At 29.8% G+C, this 25,620-nt stretch carries 26 protein-coding genes; 8 read left to right on the top strand and 18 right to left on the bottom strand.

Annotated elements, in window-relative coordinates; genetic code table 11:
* Nucleotides 1-102: 102 nt before the first annotated feature.
* Both DMR38_RS09980 and DMR38_RS09975 read left to right on the top strand, forming a co-directional pair.
* Nucleotides 103-1,626 carry a PLP-dependent aminotransferase family protein gene (locus DMR38_RS09980; protein WP_127721158.1) on the top strand — a complete coding sequence of 508 codons (1,524 nt, stop codon included), beginning with the start codon at nt 103-105 and terminating at the stop codon, nt 1,624-1,626.
* A 12-nt stretch (nt 1,627-1,638) separates the two neighbouring features.
* Nucleotides 1,639-2,820 carry a PLP-dependent aminotransferase family protein gene (locus DMR38_RS09975; protein ID WP_127721156.1) on the top strand — a complete coding sequence of 394 codons (1,182 nt, stop codon included), beginning with the start codon at nt 1,639-1,641 and terminating at the stop codon, nt 2,818-2,820.
* A 138-nt stretch (nt 2,821-2,958) separates the two neighbouring features.
* Here the strand turns inward: DMR38_RS09975 and DMR38_RS09970 are convergent, their stop codons facing one another.
* From DMR38_RS09970 to DMR38_RS09955, 4 genes are all read right to left on the bottom strand, one after another.
* Complete coding sequence (locus DMR38_RS09970; RefSeq protein ID WP_127721155.1) at nt 2,959-3,156, bottom strand: cold-shock protein; 198 nt, start codon at nt 3,154-3,156, stop codon at nt 2,959-2,961.
* 202 nt (nt 3,157-3,358) lie between these two features.
* On the bottom strand, nt 3,359-3,844 hold the full coding sequence (locus DMR38_RS09965) for a flavodoxin (protein ID WP_127721153.1): 486 nt from the start codon (nt 3,842-3,844) through the stop codon (nt 3,359-3,361).
* Between the two features lie 87 nt (nt 3,845-3,931).
* A complete protein-coding gene (locus DMR38_RS09960) occupies nt 3,932-6,142 on the bottom strand; it encodes an FtsX-like permease family protein (RefSeq protein WP_243124541.1) in 2,211 nt (736 codons plus the stop codon).
* A gap of 32 nt (nt 6,143-6,174) precedes the next feature.
* The gene (locus DMR38_RS09955) at nt 6,175-6,873 is read right to left on the bottom strand and encodes an ABC transporter ATP-binding protein (protein WP_127721150.1); all 699 of its coding nucleotides are present in this window, start codon (nt 6,871-6,873) and stop codon (nt 6,175-6,177) included.
* A 195-nt stretch (nt 6,874-7,068) separates the two neighbouring features.
* Here DMR38_RS09955 and nudC point away from each other — a divergent pair, with 195 nt between their 5' ends.
* On the top strand, nt 7,069-7,890 hold the full coding sequence (gene nudC, locus DMR38_RS09950; RefSeq protein WP_127721148.1) for an NAD(+) diphosphatase: 822 nt from the start codon (nt 7,069-7,071) through the stop codon (nt 7,888-7,890).
* A gap of 83 nt (nt 7,891-7,973) precedes the next feature.
* Here nudC and DMR38_RS09945 read toward each other — a convergent pair whose 3' ends face one another.
* Nucleotides 7,974-8,171 (bottom strand): cold-shock protein, encoded by a 198-nt coding sequence (locus DMR38_RS09945; protein ID WP_127721146.1) that lies wholly within the window; start codon nt 8,169-8,171, stop codon nt 7,974-7,976.
* Between the two features lie 531 nt (nt 8,172-8,702).
* Here DMR38_RS09945 and DMR38_RS09940 point away from each other — a divergent pair.
* Both DMR38_RS09940 and rd read left to right on the top strand, forming a co-directional pair.
* Nucleotides 8,703-9,221 (top strand): ferritin, encoded by a 519-nt coding sequence (locus DMR38_RS09940; RefSeq protein WP_127721145.1) that lies wholly within the window; start codon nt 8,703-8,705, stop codon nt 9,219-9,221.
* Nucleotides 9,222-9,286: 65 nt separating this feature from the next.
* Complete coding sequence (gene rd / locus DMR38_RS09935) at nt 9,287-9,976, top strand: rubredoxin (protein ID WP_127721143.1); 690 nt, start codon at nt 9,287-9,289, stop codon at nt 9,974-9,976.
* A 316-nt stretch (nt 9,977-10,292) separates the two neighbouring features.
* Here the strand turns inward: rd and DMR38_RS09930 are convergent, their stop codons facing one another.
* From DMR38_RS09930 to DMR38_RS09895, 7 genes are all read right to left on the bottom strand, one after another.
* On the bottom strand, nt 10,293-11,648 hold the full coding sequence (locus tag DMR38_RS09930) for a hypothetical protein (protein WP_127721141.1): 1,356 nt from the start codon (nt 11,646-11,648) through the stop codon (nt 10,293-10,295).
* A gap of 264 nt (nt 11,649-11,912) precedes the next feature.
* Complete coding sequence (locus tag DMR38_RS09920) at nt 11,913-13,400, bottom strand: HAMP domain-containing sensor histidine kinase (RefSeq protein ID WP_243124539.1); 1,488 nt, start codon at nt 13,398-13,400, stop codon at nt 11,913-11,915.
* Nucleotides 13,351-14,052 carry a response regulator transcription factor gene (locus tag DMR38_RS09915; protein WP_127721137.1) on the bottom strand — a complete coding sequence of 234 codons (702 nt, stop codon included), beginning with the start codon at nt 14,050-14,052 and terminating at the stop codon, nt 13,351-13,353. The genes DMR38_RS09920 and DMR38_RS09915 overlap by 50 nt, the downstream gene beginning before the upstream one ends.
* Before the next feature lie 155 nt (nt 14,053-14,207).
* Nucleotides 14,208-15,140: a DUF1848 domain-containing protein gene (locus DMR38_RS09910; protein WP_127721135.1), complete on the bottom strand. Its 933-nt coding sequence runs from the start codon at nt 15,138-15,140 to the stop codon at nt 14,208-14,210.
* 22 nt (nt 15,141-15,162) lie between these two features.
* Nucleotides 15,163-15,945: a PhzF family phenazine biosynthesis protein gene (locus DMR38_RS09905; protein WP_127721133.1), complete on the bottom strand. Its 783-nt coding sequence runs from the start codon at nt 15,943-15,945 to the stop codon at nt 15,163-15,165.
* Between the two features lie 65 nt (nt 15,946-16,010).
* On the bottom strand, nt 16,011-16,469 hold the full coding sequence (locus DMR38_RS09900) for a transcriptional repressor (protein WP_127721131.1): 459 nt from the start codon (nt 16,467-16,469) through the stop codon (nt 16,011-16,013).
* A gap of 14 nt (nt 16,470-16,483) precedes the next feature.
* The gene (locus DMR38_RS09895) at nt 16,484-16,924 is read right to left on the bottom strand and encodes a MarR family transcriptional regulator (protein ID WP_175412976.1); all 441 of its coding nucleotides are present in this window, start codon (nt 16,922-16,924) and stop codon (nt 16,484-16,486) included.
* Nucleotides 16,925-17,635: 711 nt separating this feature from the next.
* Between DMR38_RS09895 and DMR38_RS09890 the strand changes: the two genes are divergently transcribed.
* Together DMR38_RS09890 and DMR38_RS09885 are read left to right on the top strand one after the other, a co-directional pair.
* Nucleotides 17,636-18,028, top strand: coding sequence for a hypothetical protein (locus DMR38_RS09890; RefSeq protein ID WP_127721127.1), 393 nt, complete (start codon nt 17,636-17,638; stop codon nt 18,026-18,028).
* A gap of 1 nt (nt 18,029) precedes the next feature.
* Nucleotides 18,030-18,233 carry a helix-turn-helix transcriptional regulator gene (locus tag DMR38_RS09885; RefSeq protein WP_013238592.1) on the top strand — a complete coding sequence of 68 codons (204 nt, stop codon included), beginning with the start codon at nt 18,030-18,032 and terminating at the stop codon, nt 18,231-18,233.
* A 51-nt stretch (nt 18,234-18,284) separates the two neighbouring features.
* Here DMR38_RS09885 and DMR38_RS09880 read toward each other — a convergent pair whose 3' ends face one another.
* From DMR38_RS09880 to DMR38_RS09865, 4 genes are all read right to left on the bottom strand, one after another.
* Nucleotides 18,285-19,232, bottom strand: coding sequence for an AEC family transporter (locus DMR38_RS09880; protein ID WP_127721125.1), 948 nt, complete (start codon nt 19,230-19,232; stop codon nt 18,285-18,287).
* Between the two features lie 150 nt (nt 19,233-19,382).
* A complete protein-coding gene (locus tag DMR38_RS09875; protein WP_127721123.1) occupies nt 19,383-20,054 on the bottom strand; it encodes a hypothetical protein in 672 nt (223 codons plus the stop codon).
* Between the two features lies 1 nt (nt 20,055).
* Complete coding sequence (locus DMR38_RS09870; RefSeq protein WP_127721121.1) at nt 20,056-20,628, bottom strand: NAD(P)H-dependent oxidoreductase; 573 nt, start codon at nt 20,626-20,628, stop codon at nt 20,056-20,058.
* Between the two features lie 128 nt (nt 20,629-20,756).
* Nucleotides 20,757-21,959, bottom strand: a complete 1,203-nt coding sequence (locus DMR38_RS09865) for an HDOD domain-containing protein (RefSeq protein ID WP_127721119.1) — start codon at nt 21,957-21,959, stop codon at nt 20,757-20,759.
* A gap of 91 nt (nt 21,960-22,050) precedes the next feature.
* Between DMR38_RS09865 and DMR38_RS09860 the strand changes: the two genes are divergently transcribed.
* On the top strand, nt 22,051-22,731 hold the full coding sequence (locus tag DMR38_RS09860; protein WP_127721117.1) for a DUF3298 and DUF4163 domain-containing protein: 681 nt from the start codon (nt 22,051-22,053) through the stop codon (nt 22,729-22,731).
* Nucleotides 22,732-22,845: 114 nt separating this feature from the next.
* Here DMR38_RS09860 and yjeM read toward each other — a convergent pair whose 3' ends face one another.
* Together yjeM and pepT are read right to left on the bottom strand one after the other, a co-directional pair.
* Nucleotides 22,846-24,351, bottom strand: coding sequence for a glutamate/gamma-aminobutyrate family transporter YjeM (gene yjeM / locus DMR38_RS09855; RefSeq protein ID WP_127721115.1), 1,506 nt, complete (start codon nt 24,349-24,351; stop codon nt 22,846-22,848).
* 27 nt (nt 24,352-24,378) lie between these two features.
* Entirely contained in the window at nt 24,379-25,605 is a 1,227-nt protein-coding gene (gene pepT / locus DMR38_RS09850) for a peptidase T (RefSeq protein WP_127721113.1), read from the bottom strand.
* Nucleotides 25,606-25,620: the final 15 nt, after the last annotated feature.

Below are 25,620 nucleotides of genomic sequence, written 5' to 3'. Positions count from 1 at the left end.
GAGATTGGATTGGTTTTAAATATAAGAATTGGTAGTTTAAATATAAAAATTTAATGTTATTATGTATATAATATTTTTTAAATTTTAGAAAGAGTGATAGAAATGCGCATTTCTATAGACAAAAAAAGCTCCATACCAATTTACGTACAAATTAAAAATGAAATAAGAAATATGATTTACTCTGGTATGCTTCCATCAAATTTTTTACTTCCATCTGAGCGCAAACTTGCAGAAGAGCTTAGCGTGAGCAGAAGTACAGTAATTAGTGCTTATGAAGAATTGAAATCTTTAGGTTTATTAGAGTCCCACAAAGGAAAAGGAACTATAGTGGCAAATAACACAAAAAATAAGCAGTTAAGCATTAGAAATCATACTGTACCGCTTTCATGGTATCAATTTTTCGATTCAAATGTAAGTTCCGCTAATAATCATGACATTGTTGACATAATAAATTCAGTAGGAGGAGAAAAAAATATATCTTTTTCAGCTGGTATTGCAGATCCAAGTTTGCATCCTCTTAAGGACATAGTAAAATTGCAAAAAGACTTATGGGAAAGTTGTGGAAATGATATGCTAGCTTATATTTCTTCTTATGGATATTATCCCCTTAGGGAAAGCTTGAGCAAATTACTAAAATCAAGAAACATATCTGTTTCTCCTAAGGAAATAATGATACTTTCAGGCTCTATGCAGGGAATAGATTTTATTGGAAGAGCCTTTCTAAGTAAAGGAGATGTGGTTATAGTAGAAGAACCTACATTTATGAGTGCAATTGAACTATTTAAATTGTCAGGAGCAAAAGTTATAGGAGTTCCTATGGAAAGTGATGGTATAAACTTAGATGTGCTTGAAATTTTACTAAATAAATATAAGCCTAAATTTTTATACACAGTACCTACTTTTCAAAATCCAACTTCAATAGTTATGAGTTTAGAAAAAAGATACAAGCTGCTAAATTTGGCATATAAATATCAGCTTCCAATTATCGAAGATGACCCTTACAGTGAAATAAACTATGAGAATATATACTTGCCATCTTTAAAATCCCTAGATACATATGGCTATGTCATATATTTAAGTACATTTTCTAAAACTATGTTTTCAGGTATGCGTGTTGGATGGGCTGCTGCACCTGTACAAGTAATAAAAAAGTTTGCTCTATTAAAGCAAATGACAGATCTTCACGTTAACACAGCTTCACAGTATATATTAGATAAATTTTTACGGGAAAGATTGTATGAAGATCATATAAAGCTAATATGCAAAGAATATATGAAAAAAAGGGATTTAATGCTCAGCATACTTGAAAAAAATAAATCTCTTGGTATTAGTTTTAATCTTCCTAAAGGTGGTTATTACATTTGGTGCAAGCTTCCTGAAAATATTTCACAAACACAATTATTATTAAAATGCTCTAAGAAAGGTGTTTCCTATGCTCCAGGGAATGTATTCTACCCTGAAGGAAGCGATGGTAAAAGCTATATGAGACTAAATTACACTTTCGAGAATGCAAAAAATATAAGTATTGGATTAAATAAGCTTATGAAATCTATAGCAGAACTGCTTCAAAATACAAATTCTTCAACAGTTAACCAGGATAATTATTGGGGAAAACCTATTATATAAGGAGTGTTACTTATGAATTATAGTAAATTTTCAAAAAGAAATAATTTTGTTAGGCCTTCAGAAATACGTGAAATTTTAAAAGTTACAGAAAAACCTGAAATAATATCTTTTGCAGGAGGTCTGCCAGCACCAGAACTTTTTCCTGTTGATGAGCTAAAAAATGTATGCATAAAAGTTTTAACCGAATGCGGCGAAGCATCTCTTCAATACAGTACCACTGAAGGATATATCCCCTTAAGAGAAGCTATCTGTAAGAGAATGGAGAAACTAAGTATAAAAACATCTATGGATAACATAATAGTTACTACAGGTTCCCAACAGGCTTTAGACCTTTCAGGAAAAGTATTTATAGATGAAGGTGACACTATAATTTGTGAAAGTCCAACTTACCTTGCAGCTATCAGTGCTTTTAAAACCTATCTTCCAAACTTTAAAGAAATTCCTATGGATGAAGAAGGAATGATTATGGAAGAGCTTGAAAAGGCCCTTAATGATAATCCTAATGCAAAATTTATCTACACCATACCCGATTTTCAAAATCCAACTGGAAGAACTATGAGTCTTGAAAGGAGAAAAAGGCTAGTAGAAATAGCAAATAAATTTGATATAGTAATAATAGAAGACAACCCCTATGGTGCAATAAGATTTGCTGGAGAAGAGCTTCCACCGGTAAAGCATTTTGATACTGAAGGAAGAGTAATTTACTTAAGTACTTTTTCAAAGATATTTGCTCCTGGCTTAAGACTTGGCTGGATATGTGCAGATAAGAGTATTATTCAGAAATATGTTCCTTTTAAGCAAAGTGCAGATTTGCATACTGATATATTCGCACAAATGATTACTGCAAAATATATGGAAATGTATGATATAGAAGAACATATACAAAAAATCAAAGAAGTATACAGACACAGGAGAGAACTTATGATACAGTGTATAGAAAAGTATTTTCCTAAAGATATAAAACATACTCTTCCTGATGGCGGACTTTTCATATGGATTCAACTTCCTTCAAATATGGATGCTTCAGATATTTTTACTAAAGCAATAAAAAACAATGTGGCATTTGTAGCTGGAGAATCATTTTTTCCAAATGCTAATTTCAAAAATTCCTTTAGATTAAATTATTCAAACATGCCAGATGATAGGATTATAGAAGGAATTAAAAGATTAGGAGAAGTGCTTAAAAATAAATAAATTTTTGGTATTAGATGGAGTTAAAACTCCATCTAATAATAAGAATTTTGTTTATGTTAATTAAATTTGTAAAATCTAACTATAGGCAACTAAAAACCCCTCAAATAGAATAACCATTCAAGGGGTAAAGATCATTAATTAGAGAACAGTAATATTTTCTGCTTGAGGTCCCTTTTGTCCCTGACCTTCGTCATAAGAAACTTTTTGACCTTCTTCAAGTGTTTTATATCCATCTGCATTTATTTGAGAAAAATGCGCAAAAATATCTTTTCCATCTTCTCCTGTAATAAATCCAAATCCTTTTTCTCCATTAAACCATTTTACTGTACCATTCATATGATGCGTACCTCCGAAATTTTATTATTCTTAAATTCATCGCAATAACTCACTAATAAAATTCCCATATCAACATACTCTATCGTTAAGTACTAATTGAAATATATTTGTGTTTAATTATTAACTATTAATTTAAGTTCTTGTTAAGAATAACACAATTTATTATATAACGCAAGTTATTTATGTTAAATATGCTAAATTATTATTTGCAAATACTGTTACACCATTTTTTAGCTCTTTCTATATTTTCTTCCGTGTCATTTTTAAGAGGATCTTTAAATTCAATTTCCCCTAGAAATTCGTTACCTTCAAGCTGCTCTTTCATATTTTCAAAAGTTTTTCCATTGCTCCCACCATTGCAGCTAAATAAAGCTATCTTCTTACCTTTTAAATTTGTATTGGCAAAAAAACTCCTTATGGCTGGTGAAAAAGTCCATGCCCAAACCGGAGTTCCAATGAATAAAAGATCATAATCTTCAGGATTTATATCATAGGGTAAAATCTCTGGCTTTTCCTTAGTCATGGCCTGCTTTCCACCTATGAAGTACCTCATTTTGCTGTGTGGATCTATACTTTTTTTAGGCTTTATTTCTAAAATGTCACCGGATATCTCTTTTGAAATAGTTTCAGCTATAAGTCTTGTGTTTCCCTCAAGTGAGTAGTACACAACTAAAATCTTACCTTGCATAAAAAATCACTCCCTCTTTAATATTTCCTATTACCATTATTATAGTATAACTTATTATGAAAAATTTATAAAATTGTACAAAATATTTCATTCCATTTCTGATTTTAAAGCTTCCTCCATCTTAATTCTATTTATCTTTCTTTTATTTAACATCTTTGAAATTTCATAAGTAAACCATAGTATAAGAAATCCTAAAATGATATAAGGATAGTCTATAACAACAGGAAATTCAAAATTCATGCTCTTTGTCAAAGATTTGAACATAGCCTCAAGAGATATCAAAAGCAAAGGTATTCCTAAAATATATCCAAGAACTACTATGAAAAAAGAGCTATTCAAAATGAGTGAATAAATTTCCTTCCTTTTATATCCAAAAACTTTCATCAGAGATATACTTTTCCTATTTTCATCTATGATTAAAGAAGTTACAACATATACTACAATAAGTCCAATCAAAAATGATACAAATGATACAATGGCAATAGAGTATTGAAGTGGCTGTGTCATTGAATTAAATGCATTTTTAAGATCATCAACTGTTCCACTACTAAGCAATTTAGATTGAGGAATATCTATTTTATTAATATTCCAAAGCCCAATATAGCTATTAGAAGAATATTTGAGCATATTATTGAGACGCAAAATAGGCATAAATATATATTCTCCTGCATAAGTTTCAGCTATGCTATCAATAGTTATTTTATATGGTTTTGAATTCAGCTTATTTATAATATCAATTGTATCACCGCTTTTAACTTTTAATCTTTCAGCTAACGATCTTGTTATTATAACCTTTTTATAATTGAGTTTTTCACCTGACATATTCTTTAATAAAACATATTTAGAATTAGGATTTATTCCGTACACTGTTAAATTTGTATTATCATTTCCCTTCACTGCAAATGGTATTTCTAAAAAAGCTTCGCCAATTGCAGGCTTTTCTATTTGTAAAGAATTAAATACATAATAATATCTGTATCTAAAAGCTTCGCCAAAGCTTTTATTTATTAAAAAATCAAAAGAGCTCTTTTGTGCAAATCCTAAAAGCAGCAGCATAGTTGCAAAAATAATTCCAAGTAATAGGAATGCACTTCTTCCAGTATTTCTAAGTTGCTCTCTTATTTTAAACTTAGTTGAAAATTTGAATATATCAAGTTTTAAATTTCTTTCAATAAAGCTGACTTTTGACTTTTGATCTCCTCCTCTCATAAGCTGAAGGGGTGAATATTTAAGTGCTTTATTTATAACAAAATATCCACTAACTCCAAGGAAAATGACTGGTAATATAATACTTATGAAAATATATTTTAAATTAAACTCTATGGTTTCTATAGGCATATTAAAATAAGTAATCATTAAATTTAACAAGGGCTTTAGGGCAAAGCCACCCAAAATTGTACCCAGTATTCCACCTAGTACTGCAATTATAAGAGGATACCTCATATAATGATTCATAATTTCTCTTTTTTTATAGCCAATTGCATAGAGCGTTCCAATTGACGTAAATTCCTTTTTTAACATTCTCCACATAACTACTCCTGTAAGTATGCATGTAATTGCTAATATTGCAATAGGCATTGAAGAACTCATTTTATTTATTCCCTCTAGTTTCAAATTTACATACGTTATTCTAGGATTTTCACTTGCACTTATCCACCTCAAAACAACTATATTACTACGATTTAAATAATCTTTAATGTCAAATATCCTAGAGCTTAAATTATTTCTACTACCTTTAAATCTTATTGAGTAAAACCTGCTCCCCATATTTATTTTATCAAAATCGTCTTTTCCAATAACCACTATTCCAAAACTATTTGGATCACTAATCAAATCATTTTCAGATTTCAAAGAGTATATATAATTTGGAAGGGACATAAAACCCGATATTTCAAAAATATTTTTGTACAAAGTAATATGATCACCAATTTTTAATTTATTTGCTCTTGCATATGCAGGATCCATAAGAATTTCCCCTTTATCAGGTAATTTTCCCTCAGTTACAGCAGGTATATTTACTTTTGTATTGTAAGTTAATATTCGTAAAGTTTTACCACTAGAAACTTCATAATCAACTGACTTGCTTTCTTCTACTACCATATTAAATTTTGATTCCAAATTTTTTACATCTAAAATTTTTTTCTCTGTTATAAAACTTGCATCTTCAAGGTTGTAATTTTTCTCAAATGAAGAAGTTATTTTACTCATATTTATTTTCAGTTGATTAAACATGGTAAAAAGCAAACAACTTATTACTATAAGAGCTAGGGATCCAAAATACTGTGACTTATTTTCCATTATAGTTCTCTTAATTTTCTTATTTATAACCACTACCACTCAATCCTTTCTACAGGGACAATTGTGTCATTTAAAATTTTGTCTGTAATCTCTCCATTTCTAACTTTGTAAATCCTGTGGGCCATATGACTTATTGCTGTATTATGAGTTATCATAAGTATAGTTGTTTTAAATTCTTCATTTACTTTCTGTAAAAGTTTCAATATCTCCCTAGATGTTGAAAAATCTAACGCTCCAGTTGGTTCGTCACATAAAAGGAGCTTTGGGTTTTTAACTACTGCCCTTGCAATTGAAACCCTCTGCTGCTCTCCTCCACTCAACTCTCTTGGAAATCTATATCTTTTATCAAACATTCCTACTGCTTTTAATATTTTATCTGTCTTTAAAGGTGCCTTACTTATATTTGAAACTACTTCTACATTTTCAAGAACAGTTAAGTTTTGTATCAAGTTGTAAAACTGAAATATAAATCCTATATAATTTCTTCTATAATCCGTAAGTTCAGTATCATTTAGCTTTGTAATTTCAATTTTATTTACTGCTATTTTCCCAGAATCACACCTATCTATTCCACCTATCATATTGAGAAGTGTTGATTTTCCAGATCCTGATGGTCCTAAAATTACTCCAATTTCACCTTTATCTAGACTCATTTCAACTCCGTTTAACACATTTGTAATAACCTCTCCGGTTTTATAGCTTTTCTTTAAATTTTCTACTTCAACAAGCATTCTTTTCCTCCCAAATTTTTAGTTATATGAATTATTGTAATTATTTTTAATTGGGATTATGCTTAAAAATTTGTTTTAGTTTAAAGAATTGTTAAAAAAGATGATAAAGTACCCTCTATGTTGAATTAGGTGCTATAATAAAAGTTACTTATTTTAGTACAAATAATATAAATAGTATGAAAGGATTTGCCTCATATGAATAATAATTTTAAAATATCATCTGATACCTTAAAAAGAAGTAAAGGTAGCGACTTATGTTGTATGTTTTATAAACAAAATCTATTAGTGAAAAAGGAAGAAAATATTTTTGTAATTCCTACCTTCAACGATATTAAATTGCTAGATATTCACTATCAAACTGAATTCTTTTTAGGCAGCATTGAAAAAAAATCTTGCTTTGCCATTGAATCAACTTCTGAATTGAATTTACCAATTAATTTCAACTTAATGGACTTGTACGACCTTGGTTCTCTACTTGATGAACAATCTTTTTTAATATCAGGACGGGCTAGTCAAATACTGAATTGGGATAAGACTCATAGATTCTGTAGCAAATGTGGCTCTAAAACGGAAAATAAAAAAGATGAAATGGCTAAAATTTGTCCAAACTGTAATCACATAATGTATCCTGTAATTTGTCCCGCCATAATAGTTGCAGTTACTAAGGGTGACAAGATACTTCTTGCACATAACAATGGATTTAAAGACAATATGTACGGCTTAATTGCCGGCTTTGTAGAGGCCGGAGAGGATTTAAATAGTGCTGTAAAAAGAGAAATTTTTGAAGAAATTGGTATAAAAGTAAAAAATATTGAATATTACAGAAGCTCTCCGTGGCCATTTCCAAATTCCTTAATGATAGGATTTTTTGCAGAATATGAATCCGGCCATATAAAAGTTGATGGAAGTGAAATAAAACAAGCTAGTTGGTTTACAAAAGATAATTTTCCTAATATACCTAAAAAATTCACTATTGCAAGAAGTTTAATTAATGAATTTTCTAAAAGGAATCAATAATAAAAGTAATAGTCATAACAAATTTTTAAATAACTAAAACCCCCCTCAAATAAGATGATTATTTAAGGGGGAAATTTCATTACCTAAATAGTAGTAATATTCTCTGCTTGAAGTCCTTTTGGCCCTTCAACTACATCATAAGAAACTTTCTGACCTTCATCAAGTGTTTTATAACCATTTGAATTTATTTGAGAAAAATGTGCAAAAACATCTTTTCCGTCTTCTCCTGTGATAAATCCAAATCCCTTTTCTCCATTAAACCATTTTACTGTACCATTCATATAATGTGTACCTCCCAAATTTTATTATTCTTAAATTTATCATAATAATTCACTAATAAAATCTCCATATGTAGTTGATTTTATAATAAATTACTACTAGTCTATTTTTAAATTTTATTTAAACTTTTAATATTATACTAAGGTTGTGTTAGAAAATTCTTAGACTAATTACAAATTTAGTATGGCAGTAAAAGAATTTATTATGTATAATTGTCAAAAATTTATTGTTTACATTAATTTTAATTTACATAATATTTTAAATGTTAATATATATAAATAGATTTGTATTTTTAGTTAAATCAATTTTAAAATATAAAATTTTATCTGCAATATAAATATTGAAAATTTATATTAAGTGTGATATTCTAACATTAGATATTAAATAATAATTATTTTACTTTAATATCTAATATTCCCTCAGTATTAACTTTTGAGATCTCAAGGGAGACTGTAAAATGTATAATTTTATTTTATATAATTTATACTAAAATGTAACTTAATCTAAACTACGGAAGAAAGGAAGCTTATACTATGTTAAGTAATAAACTTATAAAAGCTATAAACGATCAGATAAACTATGAAATGTACTCAGCAAATATTTACTTTTCCATGAAAGCATACTGTGATTCATTGGATCTAGATGGATTTTCAAACTTCTTTAAAGTGCAAATTGAAGAAGAAAACTACCATATATCAAAATTTTATGATTTTCTAAAAAGAACAAATGCCAGAATACTCATTGGATCTATAGATTCACCTGATAACAATTATGATTCAATAAATGATGTTTTCAACAAAGCACTAACACATGAAAAAAAAGTTACTGCAAGAATTTACAATTTGATGGATCTTGCTACCGAAGAAAAAGAACATGCCACAGTAAGTTTACTCAAGTGGTTTATAGATGAGCAAATTGAGGAAGAAGACACTTTTGGTAAGATAGTTAAAAAATTGGATAAAATAAGTGGTAATTCTGCAGCACTTTATATGCTAGATACAGAACTTCAATCAAGAACTTTTGTACCACCAGTAAATGAAAATGCTAACTAATAATTTTAAAAATATATAAGGGAGGGGGATTACTTACATAATATTACATGTAAGTATATAAATTTATGATTGATAATAAAGCTTTTTACAAATTAAGCTATGGATTATACGTTGTAAGCTCTATTTCGGAGGGAAGAAAAAATGCTCAAATTGCAAATACAGTTTTTCAAATAACATCAAACCCTGCTATTCTCGCAGTGAGCATAAACAAAAAGAATCTTACCCATGATTATATACAAAGGAGTAAATTTATAGGTGTATCTGCTCTATCCATAGAAACTCCTATTGAATTCATTGGCAAATTTGGATTTAAATCAGGAAGGGACATTGATAAATTTGAAGGAGTATCATTTAAGACAATGGAAAGTGGTGTCCCTATAATATTAGACAACACATCATCCTATTTTGACTTAAAGGTTGAAAAAGAAATTGATGTTTTAACTCATACAATATTTATCTGCAAAGTACTAAATGCAGAACTACTTAACGATGTAGAACAAATTACCTATAAATATTATCAGGATATGAAACGAGGAATCTCCCCTAAGGTTGAAGCAAACATCCCGCAAAATAAAGATGAAGCTTCGAAAAATACAGGAAAGTATGAATGTACAGTGTGTGGATACATTTACGATCCATCTGTTGGAGATCCTGACTCAGGAATTTCACCTGGTACTCCATTTGAAAACATACCAGATGATTGGACTTGTCCAATATGTGGGGTTACTAAAGATAATTTTAAACAAATTGTATAGATCCACAACCATAACTCAATTTTCGCAGTTTAAAAATATTGCGAAGCAATTTGATTAGTTAAGAATTGAGAGTGGAAAGTGGAGAGTTAATGTGGATTTTTTTCGTTACACTATAAAAAATCTTTGATTAAATTTTTGACAACTCGTTTCGCTAAGGCGAAACATTGCTGGTTCATATAAATTTAAAGATTTTTTGCGATAGCTAAAAATCAACATTCACTCTCAACTCTCAATTCTCAACTCAAAAAGCTTTGCTTCGCAAAGTTTTTATATTAGGCTAAAATTTTATATATGCAAAATTTAATTTATAAAGAGGTTATTTATCAAAAGTAACAACATAACTATTTATGTTGTCTTTATTAAACGGATCTGAAGAACTTCCATAAGTAAATGACAGTGCAGTACTTGTACTATCCCAACAAATGTTTGAAATACAAGGCACTCTTGTAATCTTCTTTTCTTTAATTTTGCCATCTTTATCTTTAATTTTAACTGTAATATAGTTATTTCCCTGATTTTTATCCTTTAAGCTGGCTACTTTTACTATTTCCTTTATATCGCCTGTTTTAATATCTATAACCTTAATGGATATATTAAGATCCTTATTATTCGAACCTAGCTGACGACTAATTTCATTATTGCTCTCAACATAAGCAGCTTTACTTCCGTCAGGTGATAGTATATAGTCAGAAGTAGGTAATCCAGAACTTATTCTACCTTTAGGAAGTTTAATATCTTGAAGTACCTTACCGGATTCGTTCATAACAAGTGCTCCAAAGGTTCTGTTCACATAAACTCCATCAACTGCCCCGCCATTGTTATTGTAGTTGTCCATTATAATTGTCTTTCCCTTTTTATCTGCATGCAAAGAATATTTATTGGCACAAATATTCTTTATCTCTTTAGTCTTCACGTCCATGGAGCATACTTTTACTCCTTCTTTTCCATTCTTACCTTGAGTATAATAAAACTTACCTTCTACACTGCTTCCTAAATCTTTAATATCATCTACACCGGATATCCATGCATCATCATGTTCTCCACCATTATAACTTCCATCAGCATATACTTTCCCAGTTGTATCAATTACTGCCCAATGATTAAAATAATTTGCTAAAATTTTATTCTTACTTACCCATATAAACTGGGCATCACTGTTTAACTTTTCCGTATTTACATCGGTAATTTGACCTGTAGACAAATTTAATAATTTTACATTTTTGTGGAGTAAATCTCCTGAAGCAAGAGCATCTTTCCACTCCTGGCTTTCAATTTTGGGAATATTCCTTGCTTCTGCATAAAGAACATATTTCTTATCTGGCGATACTCCTAAAAATTCATCTATATTTGCATTCTTAAAATCTTTAGAACTTTTTGTATTCAAATTATAAATGCTGCAATATCTTATCATTCTAGTTGAATCAGGATTTTTAAATTCACTTTTTCTACTTAAAGTCAACACTTCATTTTCATTAAGCCATGCAGTACTTTCAATATTTTCATATTTATCAATCTGGTACCCGTTTTCATTGACTTTAGCAGAAGGTTTATATGCTGTTACTTTTATGTCCTGTTTAGATTTAGCAATTACATGATGATTTAATTGAACTGCACTTACACCTCCTATAACTCCTACAGCCAAAATCAGAGATAAAACCTTTTTACTCAACATTGAACTTTCCTCCTTTTTCTTAATAAACAGAGTTCTTGGCATCAGATGGAGTTTTGACTCCACCTGATGCTTAGAAATCGTTATCCAGGGACGTAGCTGCTCTTTACTTCCACTTGGAGAAAAGCAGATATCTCAAATCTTTGATTTGGTGATAGCCGCTTTCACAGAGTGCGTGGGAGTATTAGAGCAGGTAGTCATCGGATAAATTCATGTTATCAAAACTTGTTCACAAAATTATAAATAGATGTCACAATCTTGTAAACTTTATGTTGAAAATTCAACGTAAAAAATAGTACCCTCATTTAATTTAGAATTTACCTTTATGGTTCCTCCTTGTTTTTCAACTAGCTTTTTAACTAAAGCTAGTCCAAGTCCAGCTCCTCCTGTTTCACGACTCCTGTGTTTATCAGCTCTATAAAAAGGTTCAAAAATTTTGGAAAGCACTTCTTCACTCATACCTATACCAGTATCTTCGACACTTATAGTTATCTTGTCTTTATCATTTTTATAACACTCAATATATATACTGCCACCTTGTCTATTATATTTTATAGCATTATCAATTAAATTAATTAGAATATGCTTTAAGCTGTCCTCATCTAAATTAACAACAATATCCCCTGCATCATATTTTAAAATCAAATTATTTTTCTTGACTTTTGCCATCATTGTTTTGCATATTTCATTCAATATTTTCTTTAAATTAACTTCATTTTTTTCAATTTCAAAATCATATTTTTCAAGGGCGGATAAGCTCAATATATTATCTACCATGCCCGAAAGCCTATCACATTCTTTTGATATACTTAAAGTACCTTCTTCAATTAATTTTAAATCATCCGTGTACATTCCAATCACATCTGCATAGGCCTTTATGCTGGTAATTGGAGTTTTGAATTCATGAGTTACATTTCCTATAAACTCTTTTTGTTGCTTGTCCATTTTTTTTAATTTATCCACAGCTGCATTTAAAGAATCCCTTTCAACTTTAAGGTCCTCAATATTTTGTTCTATAGTATTACTCATAAATATAAGACCACTGCTCAATTCTCCCAATTCATCATTTCGATTTACCTTATGTACTTTACTAAATTCACCCTTTTGAATGTTTTCTACTGAATCTTTCATTTCATATATGTCTCTAGTTAGCCTGGAAAAATAAAAGATTCCTACAAATATACCAAGCACCAGAGCCAAAAAACCTATACCATAAAACAATTTTTCTATATCACTATAAAATAATTTATTTTCTCTAATTGAATATTCCAGTTCTAAAATTGCTGCTGTATTGCCCTTATATTTAATGGGTGAATAGAAATATATTACATCATTAATTTCTCTATAAGATACTTTGCCTTTAATTGCATAATCTATCATAATTTTTTTCTCATTATTTTCATTTAGCTTTGCATCTGTCTTAAACCCTGAAAGTAGTTCACCTTTTGTGTTATATATATTTGCCGGTATAGTTCTCAACCATGCTTTATTAAAAATACTACCTCTAGCTAAGCTGTCATCATAATTAGTATTTTTATTCAAACTCATGCGTTCACTAAAGTATTCTTCAAATATATCCTTTTGCTTAAATAAAATCGCCTGCGTTTCTTTATTCTGATAACTTTTTATTCCATTAAGCACCAAAAAACTCAAAAATGATATTACAATTAATAAAAGTGAAGCTGTAAAAGATATGAGCTTGAATTTAATTCCCACCTTCAAATAATTCGTCAACCCCTTTATATCCAATACCATAAACGGTTTGTATTAAATCCTGATAACTATCACCTAACTTTTTCCTTACTCTTTGAATGTGTGTATCTACAGTTCGTGTTCCTCCAACATAATCCATATTCCATATTATATTTAAAAGCTGTTCTCTAGAATATACTATGCCTGGATTTGAAAGGAGCAAATACAGCAGGTCAAATTCCATAGAAGTAAGCTCTATCAAAATATTCTTTATACTTACAGTTCTCTTTTTCTTATTAATAATAAGATCATTTATTTTTATGACACCAATATTCTTTTTTTCATCAATAGTTTTATTAAGTCTCCTTACAAGTGACTTGATTCTTGCAAGAAGTTCCCTTATATCAAAGGGTTTCGTCATATAATCATCTGCTCCAAATTCAAGACCAAGTATCTTGTCCACAATATCTTCTTTTGCTGTAAGCATGATAATCCCAATATTTTTGTTTTCTAACTTTTTACAAACATCGTATCCATTCATTACAGGGAGCATTAAATCCAAAATTACTATGTGCGGATTAAAAATATCTACTTTATGAAGTGCTTCCTTTCCATCATAAGCTCTTTCTACTAAATATCCTTCTCTTTTTAATGCATAAGTCAGTACATCTAAAATGCTCTTTTCATCATCTACTAAAAGTATTTTTTCATTCACTTTTTATTCCTCCGCTCAAATTATCGTCCTCATACAGTGAAATTATACCATAAAATAGATGTTTATTTAGACTACATTACATTTCTCCTCTTCATATGTAAATAAAAATAATTGTATCAACTCACATCAATACAATTACATTATAATCCTATTTTTTATAAAAAAGATAACTGACTATCTCTATATGATTTCATCTTTCTATCTATAATCTTTTCATCTCCACATAGCTCACCAATCAGTAGAGGAGACTTTTTATTATGCTTCAATAAATTCTTTTCAGCAGCATCTCTATTGAAATTTGCATAGCAGTATAAACAACCATGATTACATGTATTATAAGCTCCTATATCAATGCTCTTTACACATCCACAAACTTTCCTCTGATTTGGATCTTTATCTATAGATAGCTTTTCCCCAGCTATCTTAGAAATCAATCTATCATCTATACATTTTCCATGCTTAATATTGAATTTTGATAGATCTATTTCCTCGGAACAAGTTTCAATAGTCATATTATATTTAAAAGCTATTTTTGAAAATTTCTCTGCTAACTCAAACATATCGTCCTTATCTATCTGTAAAATGTTTATTTCTTTTAAATTTCGCTCTGATTTCCTGTATAAATCTAAGAAACTGATAACACACTTATTTGTATATGGACATAATCTTTTCGCAAGATATTTAAACCACTTATAATGGTAATCCCTTGTAAACTTATCCGTTAATATTATAGGATCATACCTCCATATAACTCTATCCTTACCAATTCGTTTTGATAATTCTATAAATGTGTTTATCAAATATTTTTTCTCTGGAACATTTGTCTCTAGTGTCTTATCATATGAATTTAAAGTGAATTGGAAATAATAATTATATTCCTTAATTTCATCCAATCTCTTTATCATTTTTTTAGGATTTTTGGTCCAAAATACTATACAATCTATTATTTTAGGATTTAAAATCACTTTACTCACTTGCTTTGAATTAAACGGATTCTTGACTAACACAAATTCTTCCTTCATTCTATTGAAAAACCAATCACTATAAAAAGCTGGTATATCTGTTCTTCTGCTTACACTTAATATCATAAAACTATCCTTCTAATTTAAACTATATGTTTATATTTCCCACCATATATAGTGAAGCTCTTCCACTTATTTTAACCCTGTCACCACAAAATTCACAATATAATGTTCCGCCGCGTTTTGACAACTGTTTTGCTATCATCTTATCTTTATTCAATCTTTTTGACCAAAAGGGTATTAAATTGCTGTGCGCAGAGCCTGTTACGGGATCTTCATTTACACCAAATTTGGGATAGAAACAGCGGGATACAAAATCAACATCACTGCCCTTCGCAGTTACGATAACCCCTGAGCCATCTTCTAATTCTATCATTTTAGAAAAATTAGGAACTAAATTTTTAACCTGCTCTTCTGTTTCAACTACTACAAATAAATCCCTTGATAAATATGTTTCTATAGGTTTCACCCCAATGATATCCGAAATTGTTTCTGGTATTTGAACTTTTTTAGGCTCTCTTGTAGGGAAATCCATTTCATATAAATCACTTTTACGATTGACTTCAAGTATTCCACTTACAGTATGGAATATCATTTTATCTGTTCCAACATCTACATAATTGGAAACAACATAGGAAGTCCCCAGTGTAGCGTGTCCACATAAATCTATTTCTGCCTTTGGCGTAAACCACCTTAGTTCATATTCATTTTTATTTTCACCTTTAACTACAAAAGCTGTTTCTGACAAATTGTTTTCTGCTGCAATTTTTTGCATTATATCATCCTGCAGCCATTTATCTAATACACATACCCCTGCCGGATTTCCCTTAAACACTTCATCCGTAAAAGCATCAGCCACATAATATTTCATATACTTAGCCCCCTCTTTGAATAATATTATATTACTATATTAACTATTTCTTGTAAACCAAACTATCATGAACCTTTACATGCTTCACAAATTCCATAATAAATATTACTCTGGCTGTTAATTTTAAAGTCATATATATTTTCAATAAACTTTTTCTGTTTGTCCAATTCTTTTAAAATTTCACTATCAAAGGCTCCAATTATTTTTCCACATTTTACACAAACTAAATGTGGATGCTCAAATTCTTCATCTGGAATTACCAATTCATATCTTCCATACTTCTCATTAGTTTCAATTTTTCTCAGCACACCAATTTTTTCAAAATAAAGTATACACCTATATACAGTGGCAATTCCAATCTTACTACAATAACTTTTTGAAAAATAATGAACCTCTTCAACAGTCATATGTTCATAATTTTTCTCAAAAAAAGCCTTCAATACTGCACTCCTTTGACTTGTTAATTTGCATCCCTTTTTCTGAATTATAGACCTTATTTTTTCTTGAATTTCCTGTGGTATCATATCTAAAATTTTCCTTAAAGATTCCTAAACAAATGCTTAAGATTGTCATCTGACTCATGATAATATTTATGAAATCCATGATGTCTATGATGATCATGAAGTCTACATTGTAAATCACCTGAGTCACCTTCATTAAGGGATTTAGATAATTTTTCAGTAATCATAAGCATTTGTTTTACTTCTTCATCGGAAAGGCTTTGAAATAGGGACCCAACTAACTGTTGAGTAGAAATTCTTGATTCCTCCTCGGCTTTTCTTCCACTATCTGTAATATAAATATGCATAACTCTTTGATCTTTAGCATCTTGCTTACGCTCAATAAGTCCAAATAATTCCATCTTGCCTATCATCACAGTCATTGATGCAGGTCTCACATCCATGATTTCAGCAAGCTGTCGTTGAGTAATACCTTCATTTTCTGCAACAATAGTAAGCATTCTTGATTGTCCTCCCATAAAGTGATTTCCTCCATGAGAAATTTTATGTGAAAAACGGTGCATTTGTCTTCCTAAACGGTGTAATTCTATAAATAATTTCATTGCTTCTTCGCGTTCCATTCAACATCCCTCCAATACATTTAGTTAGTTAACTAACTTATTTTTATAATATCATTGACTTTCCATATTGTCAATAACAATTTAGTTACCTAACTAATAATTGTCAGGAATAAAAATATTATCAGATATATCCTCTATTACTTCATTAATCTACCATATATTATCTACTTGCAATGATAACTTAAATATGTTATTATAATCTCACAAAAGGAAAACGACTACATTTCTAGTTAATGATTTTTCTTTTTATTATGAATTTTATAGTGTACAACTTCTGAAATACACGTTAAGCTTTTATTTTGAACCTACATTTAAACATCGGGAGTTCAAATTTAGATGAGGATATGTACTTTTTTATGAGTCCTTTTAACGCATTAAAAGCGATAGATACATCTGTGAGAACACCCACCTATCGAGAGATAGGTGTCAAAATTAAAGCACCGATATTTTGGATATAAATATAAAATTCAAAGCCAATGCTTAATCAAGCATTGGCTTTTTAATATTTAATAAAGTTACAAATAATTCACTTTTTACTTGATTTTAAAAAAAATATGTGATATATTTATAACACAAGTTATAAATATATCACATAAAGGAGACTATATTATGAAAGATAAAAAAATTAGTTTAAGAATTTGGATTAGTGCTAAAATAATCCCGGCTTTATTATTTCTCATGTATTATTGGATGAGTGTAAGTCTCACTTTCAAACCCATTCATACACTAATAGAATATTTATTGCTGGGACTCACACTTGTATTTTTGGCACTACTCAAAGGGAATTCAGAGATTTTTGATGAATTTGCAAAAGAAACCCTTAATAAAACAGATTCTATTTGTCTAAAACTTTCTTATTTATTTATGGCCGGCATTTTACTTCCATCAGCATTTATAACCCCAAGCGGCATAATGACAGGCTACTTGATTGCTGCAGGTATCGTAGCATTAACTATCCTGCGGGCAATTATTTTCTGTGTAATTGATATGCGAGGTATATAATATGCCAACTCTAAAAACAAAAGTAAAAGAATATAGAGAAAAAATGAATATGAAACAAAGTGAATTAGCAGAATTAATAGGGGTAAGAAGAGAAACCATTGTTCACCTTGAAAATGGTAGATATAATCCATCACTTAAACTGGCAATGGACATCGCAAAAGTATTCAATACTTCTGTGGAAGAATTATTTAAATTTGAAGATTAGATTATTAATTTGGCGGAGGTTATGTCCTCCACCAATCCATTTAAAAACAAATTATAGAATAAATTTAAAGCTCTTTAATAGAAAAATCCAAAAAGTTAGAGTAAACGCTGATAATAAAGTAGTTGCTACAACGATGCTTGAAGTCAAAACACCATCATTGTTCATATTCTTTGCCATTATATAACAGCTTACTGTAGTTGGAGAACCAAGCATGATAATTAAAGCAACAAGTTCTTGATTTCTAAATCCCAAATATACTGCTAGTGGCAAAAATACAGCAGCTTGAGCTACCAGTTTTATAAAGGAAGCTGCTAAAGTTGGTTTTATCTTTGCAAGGGCTTTTGTTCCTTCAAAGCCAGCCCCAATAGTTACAAGTGCCAAAGGAGATGCCATAACTGCAAAATTTTTGAGTGTTTTGTCTATTATTTTAGGAAAATGAATATTTAATAGTGATACTATCATTCCTAGCAAAATTCCAATGATAATGGGATTTTTTATAATATTGATACATGCCTTTTTTATACTATCTTTTCCTCCTCTGTTGTCTTCACTTTCAAAAGTAAGTACAATAACAGAATATATATTGTAAAGTGGAACAGCTCCTATAATCATCATAGGAGCCATTCCCGCATTTCCATAAATATTTTGAATAAAGGCAATTCCCAGTATAGATGCACTTCCACGAAAAGATGCTTGTACAAAAGCTCCCGTCATAGAAGAATCTTTCATAAATTTTTTAGTAAAAAACCAAATTGACCAGAAACAAATAGATGTGACTACTGCACAAAACAATATGTACTTTCCATCAAAATTTTTAATTATATTAGTTGATCCAATGTCAGTTAATAATAATATCGGTAAAGTAACTTTAAAGTTAAATTTATTAGCTATTTCTATGAAATTATCATTCAACATTCCTATTTGTTTTAACACATATCCTACCACAATAACTAAAAACACCGGTACTGTAGCATTTAAACTGTATATTAAGTTCTCCATTTTGTAATTTTCACCTTTCTAAAGCATATAGCTAAATTTAAGTACATATATTACATTATAGTAGAACCTGTCTAATATACAAATTTTATTACGAAAAATGAGATATCTCAAAATAGAAAATACTTTCTAAGCGAGATATCTCATTCATTTTTAATATGCCTTTTTTAAAAGATCTTCTTTTGTCACATTATTTTCTTTGACCATTTCTACCCATCCGTTATTTCCATTAAGTATGAATTGTGATCTAGGCACTTTAGGGCTTACGAATACTCCTTTTTCATCGTCCTCTCTGCCACTTTCTATGCTATCTTTAAGTTTGCAAAGTGCTAGATATATGTCTCTTTTTATATCACTTTCAATTGGTATTATATCCCTTGTACCTTTTACAAACTCTCCTCCGCCTATACCTATTGCAAACTTGAAGTCAAAGCCTGTCTTTTTCGAAAAGTTATAAATTATATTTACAGCATTTTTATTTTGAATGCCTTCTACAAATCCACAATTTATAATAGCATATAAGCATGGAAGTTCATTTTTATCAATCTCATTTTCTTTTATATAATTTTCAATTTTCCATAAAAAATCAATAAAATTAGATGGTATGCTGTCAACATAAAGTGGGAAAACAAATATTACGCTGTCTGAGCTTATAATTTTTTCAAAACTTTGAGCTATCTTACCTGATTTTAAATCTTTAATTGCATAAACACACTGAGTTTCTATATCATTATCTTTAATTAATTTTTGTATTTCTCCTATAAAATAAGCTGAAGTGCTTCCACTTTCTCTAGGACTTCCATTTACAAAACATACTTTTTTCACTTTACCTAACCTCTCTTTCTTCTAAATAGATTTCAAAATTATTTATATATTCATCTATATCAACATCGTTTTTGCACACATAAGCTTTTGCTCCACTTTTTTGAAGATTTATCCCATTAGCTGTAACAAGAGAACTAAAAGTTTCTTCTTCTTCACTAGAAACATCTTCACCATATCCTAAAGCAACTAGTTCTGGATACTTGTCATAACGTGGTGAATGATGCATTTCTCCATTCACTTCTTCAAAAAACGGAAGTATATTAGGTATTTGCCTATCCAGTGATCTTTTTATAACAGAACTGTAACATCCATATTTTATTGGGCCTACATACAATACAACATCACTTTTTATAAAATCCTCGCATATATTTCTTCCCAGGTCATCAAATACACAAATGCCCGGCGTTTTAATCCAACAGTTAAAGCAACCAATACAATGGTGTAAATCCTCTAGATTTAAATTGTAATCTTTAAATTCAATTTTTTGACTTTTAAGCATTTTCACAGTTCTCTCTCTTATTTTCTTTCCAAGCTTATCTTCATTTTGACTGTCATTTATAACTAATATTTTCATAGATTTAAATACCTCCTTATTATGTTTACAGTGTCAACTTTTAAATATATAATACATCTCTAAGTTTACATTGTCAACATGATTTTAGGAAAGTGGAAGTCTAGTTTTCCACTCAACTCCCCATTATGTCATATTATATTAGCCCAATTCAATGCAAAAATGTATTCTTTCACAACTGTACTTATATCTATATTTAACTTCTTTGAAAATTCTGTACATTCATCCCATCTAGCCCTTTCGTAGGAAATTATTAAATTAAGAACTTCCTTATATTTGTTATTTTTTCCAATTAAAGCTTCTCTTACATCCTTCTCTAAAAACAGTTCACCTGATAGACTTTCCATATTCCTTTCAAGTATTACATCAAGCATAGAAAGCATACCTACTATAAAGAAATTATACTGCTTTTCCAAATCATCAGGGTATAACCTTGATCCAATTCTTTCACAAAATTTAGCCCTTACAAGAGATGCCCTTACTATCTCACTTGACCTATATGATCCCATACTTCCTAAAACTATAACATAAAGCCATTTGCAAGATTCTACTTCACCAAGATAGGTTATTGCTTGATGAGGTGAAACAATTTTACTTTTAAGCCCATACATACATGAATTTATAATTTTTAAAAATTTATATACTATAGATAAATCTTTTATTACAAGTGATTTTAACTTTACAATATCTACATTTTTTTTACTTAATTCAGAAAGTATTTCTACATATATTAACTTTTCCTTTGGAATATCTTTAGTTGATACTACAGTTGGCTCACTAAAAAAATATCCCTGAAAAAGGTCATATCCTAAATTTTTTGCTTTATTATAGTCTTCTTGCGTTTCAACTTTTTCAGCTAAGAATTTAATATTATTGTTTTTAGTATTATTTAATATAAACTTCTTTTCATATCTTGCCATCTTAAAATCCACTTTAACTATATCTGTCAAATCCAATAATTCTATGTACTTTTTATCAAATATAAAATCATCAAGTGCAAGTGTATAGCCACACTCTTTCAAATATCTACACGCATTCACTACTCTTGGAGTCGGCTCAACGGTTTCAAGTATTTCAATTACTACATTCTTAGGTAACATTGGAATAATATCATCCGTTATAAGATTTTTAGGGAAATTAATAAACGCCTTTTTACCCCATGTAATTTTATCTACTCCAGCGAGAGAAAAAACGTTTGCTATGACATTACAAGTAGCTTTATCTTCATCACTTCCATTATAGTAATTTTCAAAACTATCCCTATAAAGTAATTCATAAGCTACAACCCTTTCCTTTTTATTAAATATCGGCTGTCTAGCTATAAATGCATCCAAATTATCACTTCCTTAAAACATACTTAAGAAGAACACTTTTACCACTTAATAAATAAATTATACTATAAAAACTATTATTGAGAGGGTACAAATGCCACATAATTATAATATTTCAAAAAATATCTGTCCATTTGCTAAATGTTTTTTCAGAAATGAGTCCAGCAGCGGGGTTATATTAAATACAGCAAAGATATCACCTGAAAAATTTAGCATAAGCTATCCATTCATACCAAATCCAAATAAGGATCAAATAATAAATAGGATAAATACTTCTATTATAAATGAAGTAAGTAAACTTTTTACATCTCAAGTCTTATTCCCAGAAAAAATAGATTTTAATGAAATTTTAGGTACTTATGACGTAATGTTAAATAAAAACGGTCTTTTAAGTATACTATTTAATATGTATACTTATGTAAATAAAGCTGCTCACGGATTTACAGCTTATTCTTCCATAACATTAAACGTTAATACAGGACAAATATACACCTTCAGCGATTTATTTAACCCTAAAATCTATTATGTAGGTTTCTTAAATGAACTTGCTAATCAATATATTAAGGACAATAACATTACACTGATAAATGAGTACAAAGGTATAACTCCAAATCAAGAGTATTACCTTACTCCTAATTCGCTAGTACTTTATTACCAAGTTTACGAATACACGCCTTACTACTATGGAATTTTTGAAATTGAATTGCCTTATAGTAAAATAAAAAATCTTTTAAGTCCAACAAGTCCAATAAATATGCTTAGGCATTTGAAATAAAAAATAGGCTAGCATACTGACTTGCTATTTCTTTGAAAATGCCTTAATAGTAAAAACCAGGGTCGTGCACCCTGGTTAACTATTTACCCCTATGAAATTTTGAAAATTAAAATATTATTGCAATTCTTTTTTACTTTTTCTTTCATATGACCCATATATCAATAAAGCAATTATAGTAAAAAATACTGGACCTATAATCATCCATATTGTATCTTTTAAATTTCCATGTACTGCTGGTTCTATTATTGTAAAGAAATTAGCAAACCCTATTGTAAAAGTAACTACTACTGTAGCAATACATGTCCATCTATAACTTTTAAAAACTTCAAAAGGTTTTTTGATTTCTGTTTTCTTTTTAAAAGCAATAAATGCAGCTGATAAAAACATATATGGGACAGTCATTGCTACATTAGTCATCTTTATTAATATATTAAAAAATTTAGATGCTGCATCTCCTCCAAAAGATACTAGTGCTATAAATGCCACTACAAATATGCATTGAACCCACATAGCATTTTTAGGCATTCCATCTTTAATTTCAGCCATTTTTCCTGGCCATAATTTCTTTGGTGTACCTTCCACTAATTGTTTTAGTGGTGAATAACATAATGTAAAGAATGCTCCTGACAATGCTAAAAACATGGATAACCCTGCATACCTAGCTGTCCAAGCTCCTATTGTCAATGAAGTTGCTTGACTACATCCAAGACTTTGTCCTATTTGATATCCTAAGTTTTGCATTACTACATAAGCAACATTGCCCATGTGCACACCTTTTAGTGCTAACACTTCTTTCCAATTAGTAAATATGCCGCACAAAAATATACCTACAGCATATCCTATGGCAATAATTATTGCTGCTACAGTAACACCTTTTGGAAATGTTACTTCTGCTTTTTCAGTTTGGTCTACCAATCCTCCTACTGCTTCTATTCCACCATAAGCAAATAACGCAAATACTAAAAATGCCAATACACTAATACCACTTTGATAGTCAGGATTTGGTGATTGTGTAAAAGCAGCTGATGATACAATTGGCTGAGCTAAATGTCCACCATTTCCTATTAATACAATTACTGCTCCAATTAATAATACAATATTAAGTAGTGCTACTGCAGTACCGCCTACTGATGTTACTTTTGTTATTTTTTCCAATCCCTTAGATGCTGTTAATGTTACAACTAAGATCCAGCATATACCCAATATTCCTAAGACCTGAGTGGAATTTAATCCTAATAGTGACCAGGTTGGCGTTTTGTCACTTCCAAATATCGCATTTGAAAACGGTACCCATATTGTTGAAGATATATTAACCATCCAAATTACATAAGAAGCATACCACATGAATGTTCCTATAAAGGCATATTTAGCTCCAACGGACTTTTCCATCCACGAGTAGATTCCCCCTCTTTCATTTTTAAATGCTGCTCCATATTCTGCCATCATAAATGCATAAGGAATAAAAAAAGTTATTGCAGATAAAATATACCAGGGAATTGCACCATAACCCATTAAATAAAATGCTCTGGGTATATTAGTGAATCCAAATACTGATGTAAAGATCATTAATACTAGTGCTATTAACGTCATCTTTTTTTGTTTTTTCTCAGTTGACTCCATTTTTCTCCCCCTTTATTAATTTATTGATTACATTTTCCCGTATAACTGGACTATTTTAAGTATTACTTCTACAGCTTTTTCCATAGAATACACGGGTATGTACTCAAACTTACCATGGAAATTGTGTCCTCCAGTGAATATATTTGGTGTAGGAAGTCCTTTAAAAGATAAGCTAGCTCCATCTGTACCACCTCTTATAGGTTGAACTTTTGGAACCACATCCACCGATTTCATCGCTTCAAAAGCAATATCAACTATATGTTTTACAGGCTCAATTTTTTCCTTCATATTTTTATACTGGTCTTTTATTTCAATTTTAACTATACTTTTGCCATATTTCTTGTTTAAACTTTCCGCAGCACCAGTTATAAATTGTTTTCTTTTTTCAAAATTTTTCTCATCAAAGTCTCTTATTATATATTCAAGCTTTGTTTGCTCTACTCCACCGTTAAGTGAAACTATATGATAAAAGCCTTCATAACCTTCTGTGGTTGATGGAGTTTCATTTTGTGGAAGCATACTCATAAATTCTCCAGCAATAAGCATCGAATTTATCATTATTCCTTTTGCACTTCCTGGATGAACATTTATTCCACTAATAATTACTTCTGCACTTGCAGCATTGAAATTTTCATATTCCAATTCTCCAAGAGATCCTCCATCTACCGTATAAGCTGCATTTGCATTGAATTTTTCAACATCAAAATGATCTGGTCCTCTTCCAATTTCTTCATCTGGTGTAAACGCAACTTTAACGTTTCCATGCTTAATTTCTGGATTTTCTATTAAAGTTTCTAAAGCAGTAATAATCTCAGCAATCCCTGCTTTATCATCAGCACCTAAAAGAGTAGTCCCATCTGTAGTAATAAGTGTTTTCCCAACATAATCTTTTAATTCTGGAAAATTCTCTGGAGAAAGAACAATATTTTTTTCTCCATTTAAAACTATATCCTTACCATCATAGTTTTCAATAAATTTAGGATTTACATTCATTCCTGAAACTTCTGGACTTGTGTCCATATGTGCAATAAATCCTATAGTAGGAACTTCTTTATTAATATTAGATGGTAACGATGCCATTACGTATCCATTTTTATCTACTGAAACCTCTCTCATTCCTATTTTCTTTAACTCTTTTGACAATTCTTTTGCCAGCACCATCTGTCCTTGCGTAGTAGGGACCGTATTCATTTCTTCATTTGAACTAGTATCAAATTTTATATATTTAGTAAATTTTTCTAAAACCTTAGACATGTTAATCCTCCTTAT

This window comes from Clostridium sp. AWRP (assembly GCF_004006395.2).
Taxonomy (GTDB): domain Bacteria; phylum Bacillota; class Clostridia; order Clostridiales; family Clostridiaceae; genus Clostridium_B.
The sequence above is the reverse complement of the archived record's forward strand: the minus strand, read 5'-3'. Positions and strand labels throughout refer to the sequence as shown.